The following is a 3,225-nucleotide window of genomic DNA, read 5'->3' as shown; positions in this document are numbered from 1 at the left end:
AATTTCAAAATAACCAACATAAATGGGTCAAGTTATATTTACATTACTAATGTTAGTAGCATTACAAGCCGTTTTAGGTTTCGATAACCTTTTATACATTTCTTTAGAGTCTAAAAAAGCACCAGAATCTGCCCAGAAAAGTGTACGTAAAAAAGGAATTTTAATCGCTATTATTTTAAGAATTGTATTGCTTTTCTTATTAGTTAGAATTATTGTTTTTTTTCAAGAACCTTTTAGTTGGCTAACAGGAGGTATAAAAGATGTGGTTAAGTTTTCATTCAATGGACACAGTATCATAGTATTAGTTGGTGGAGCATTTATTATATATACAGCTCTTAAAGAAATATGGCACATGATATCTTTTCAAGGCGAAAGTCATAAAATAACAGATAAGGAGAAAGGTTCAAAATCTGCTAATGCAGCAATAACAAGTATTGTTATTATGAATTTAGTATTTTCTTTTGATTCTATTTTGGCTGCCATTGGTTTAACTAGCGAGATTGAAAATAGTACAACCGCTTTTATTGTTATGGCAATTGCTATTGTAATAAGCGGATTATTAATGCTTTTAATGGCAGATAAAATTTCGGCTTTTCTTGCAAAAAATAGAATGTATGAGGTTTTAGGTTTGTTTATCCTTTTTATCGTTGGGATTATGTTAGTAACAGAAGGCGGACATTTAGCACATTTAAAATTGTTTGGAAACGAAATTGTACCAATGAGTAATACAACATTCTATTTTGTAATTGCTATTCTTGTTGTTGTAGATATTGTACAAGGTCGCTACCAGAAGAAGTTGTTGTCTGAAAATAAAAATAAGACTAAATAGATTTTTTAGTTGCATTTTAATATTTCAAGTCTTAATTAACCAAGAGTAATCAAATAACAGTGTCTTTTCCATAGGAAAAGAGGCAGATATGGATTAACATTATAATAACTAATATGAAAGATTTAAAATTCCCAATAGATTTTAGTTTCAAAGTAGGAACATTAGCAAACGATTTTACAGCAAAAGATGCAGATGGAAAAACTGTAGCCTACGTAAAGCAGAAAATGTTTAAGTTAAAAGAAGCAATTACTGTATATTCTGATGAGAACAAAACAAAAGTAGATTATACAATTGGAACAGGTGATAGATTTTATTTTTACGAGAAAGATTATTCATCAGGGAAATGAAAACTTTATACAATGGACATATTGTCAATAAAAAGAAATGAAATGATTTTTGAAATAATAAATGATTTTTAAAAACGAAAATAAAAGCCCATAATAATAACTATAAGTAATTGCTTGTTCTATCCAACTTACTAAAAATTATATCGAATTCTCAGCTTGGTGCGTACTTGTAAAGTATAATACTAAACTACGCAACTACTTATATCCGAAACTGTTAAATAATTTCGAAAATAAAATTCCATTAGTCATGCTGAGTTTTTATAGGTAAAAAAAGTATTTCTATAACCAAATAACGCCTAGCTACTTAAAAATCAATCTTAGTCTTACGTAATTCAAAATTCTGCCCTAAATAGACTTTACGTACCATTTCATCTGCTGCAAGTTCTTCAGGTTCACCAGCTTTAAGAATGCCACCTTCAAACATAAGATAGGTTCTATCTGTGATTGCTAGAGTTTCTTGTACGTTATGATCGGTAATAAGAATACCAATATCTTTCTTAGCTAAACGCGCAATAATACGTTGGATATCTTCTACAGCAACAGGATCTACACCAGCAAAAGGTTCATCTAAAAGTATAAAGTTAGGATCTGTAGCAAGCGCTCTTGCAATCTCTGTTCTTCTACGTTCACCACCAGACAATAAATCGCCACGACTTTTTCTAATATGCCCTAAACCAAATTCTTCAATAAGCGATTCCATTTTGTGTAGTTGCTCTTTCTTACTCAGTTTAGTTAATTGTAAAACACTTAAAATATTATCTTCTATACTTAATTTTCTAAAAACGGAAGCTTCTTGTGCTAAATAACCAATACCATTTTGTGCACGTTTGTACATTGGGTATTTGGTAATGTTTGTACCTTCTAAAAAAATGTTTCCACCATTAGGTTTTATTAAACCAACAATCATGTAAAAAGACGTTGTTTTTCCTGCACCATTTGGTCCAAGTAGTCCAACAATTTCTCCAGTATTTACTTCTAGAGAAACGTCTTTTACAACTTTTCGTCCGCTGTAGGACTTCATTAAATGTTCGGCTTTTAATTTCATAAGTAAAATTGTAGAGGCTAAAAATAATAAACTTGCTGTTAATATAATTTTACTTTAGCTAAAATTTAACTTCATGCAAGTTAAATTTTAAAATGACTCTTATGGAAATTAGAATCTTTTTATTTATAATGAGGCAACAAAATTAAGTATAGCATTAGCTATGGTTTATTTTTTTAACGATATTAAAAGTAAAAAGAAATGATTTACTAGAGTTATTTTAAGGTTTAACATGCATCACATTCTAATTCATCCCAATATTCATAGGCTTTTCTTAGATGAGGAATCACAATAGTTCCACCAATTAATGTCGCTATACTTAGTGTTTCAACAACCTTGTCTTTAGATAAGCCTGCTTTTTTACAAGATTCTAAATGGTATTTTATACAATCATCACATCTTAATACAGTAGAAGCAACAAGACCTAAAAGTTCTTTTGTTGCAACATCTAGTGCACCTTCAGCAAATGCATTAGTGTCTAAATTAAAAATTCGTTTTATTACTTTATTATTATCTGCTAGTATCTTATCATTCATTTTAGAACGATAGTCATTAAATTCTTTAACTACTTCTGACATCTTTTCTTTGTTTCTTTTTCTGTTTTTTCACAACCACCTTCGAAATGTATATACTAACTTGATAAAGTATAAGTATTGGTATGGCTACAATTATCTGGCTAGCAATATCTGGAGGTGTTATAATTGCCGATAGAATTAGTACAATTACAAGCGCAAATTTTCTGTATTTTTTTAAAATCTCTGGTGTTACTAAGCCTACTTTAGTTAGAAAATAAATAATTATTGGTAACTCGAAAACAAAGCCTGAAGCTATAGATGAAGAACGGATTAACGAAATATATGAGCTAATGTCTATTTCATTTAATATTTCTGCACTTACAATGTAATTAGCTAGAAAATTAATAGATAATGGAACCACAATAAAATAACCAAAAAGCACACCAATAAAGAATAATAAAGAAGAAATAATAATAAAACCTCTTGAGCTAT

At 29.3% G+C, this 3,225-nt stretch carries 5 protein-coding genes; 2 read left to right on the top strand and 3 right to left on the bottom strand.

The genetic code is table 11. From position 1 onward, the window contains the following. Positions 1-22 precede the first annotated feature (22 nt). Together QNK89_RS08660 and QNK89_RS08655 are read left to right on the top strand one after the other, a co-directional pair. Positions 23-829, top strand: a complete 807-nt coding sequence (locus QNK89_RS08660; RefSeq protein WP_340170614.1) for a tellurium resistance protein TerC — start codon at positions 23-25, stop codon at positions 827-829. Positions 830-942: 113 nt separating this feature from the next. After that, positions 943-1,176 carry a hypothetical protein gene (locus QNK89_RS08655; RefSeq protein WP_340170613.1) on the top strand — a complete coding sequence of 78 codons (234 nt, stop codon included), beginning with the start codon at positions 943-945 and terminating at the stop codon, positions 1,174-1,176. 304 nt (positions 1,177-1,480) lie between these two features. Here the strand turns inward: QNK89_RS08655 and lptB are convergent, their stop codons facing one another. From lptB to QNK89_RS08640, 3 genes are all read right to left on the bottom strand, one after another. Then, entirely contained in the window at positions 1,481-2,221 is a 741-nt protein-coding gene (lptB, locus tag QNK89_RS08650; protein WP_340170612.1) for an LPS export ABC transporter ATP-binding protein, read from the bottom strand. A gap of 224 nt (positions 2,222-2,445) precedes the next feature. Then, the gene (locus QNK89_RS08645; RefSeq protein WP_340170611.1) at positions 2,446-2,796 is read right to left on the bottom strand and encodes a carboxymuconolactone decarboxylase family protein; all 351 of its coding nucleotides are present in this window, start codon (positions 2,794-2,796) and stop codon (positions 2,446-2,448) included. Then, a partial coding sequence (locus QNK89_RS08640; protein ID WP_340170610.1) for a twin-arginine translocase subunit TatC occupies positions 2,780-3,225 on the bottom strand: 446 nt, incomplete at its 5' end. The genes QNK89_RS08640 and QNK89_RS08645, both read right to left, overlap by 17 nt.

This window comes from Lacinutrix sp. (genome assembly GCF_037625555.1).
Lineage (GTDB): Bacteria > Bacteroidota > Bacteroidia > Flavobacteriales > Flavobacteriaceae > Lacinutrix.
Note: the sequence above shows the minus strand (reverse complement) of the source record. Positions and strands in the feature narration are given on the sequence as shown.

Excerpts from the sequence above, each read along its gene's own strand:
- QNK89_RS08660 (WP_340170614.1), top strand. The coding sequence starts at position 23 with ATGGGTCAAGTTATATTTACATTACTAATGTTAGTAGCATTACAAGCC.
- QNK89_RS08655 (WP_340170613.1), top strand. The coding sequence starts at position 943 with ATGAAAGATTTAAAATTCCCAATAGATTTTAGTTTCAAAGTAGGAACA.
- lptB (WP_340170612.1), bottom strand. The coding sequence starts at position 2,221 with ATGAAATTAAAAGCCGAACATTTAATGAAGTCCTACAGCGGACGAAAA.
- QNK89_RS08645 (WP_340170611.1), bottom strand. The coding sequence starts at position 2,796 with ATGTCAGAAGTAGTTAAAGAATTTAATGACTATCGTTCTAAAATGAAT.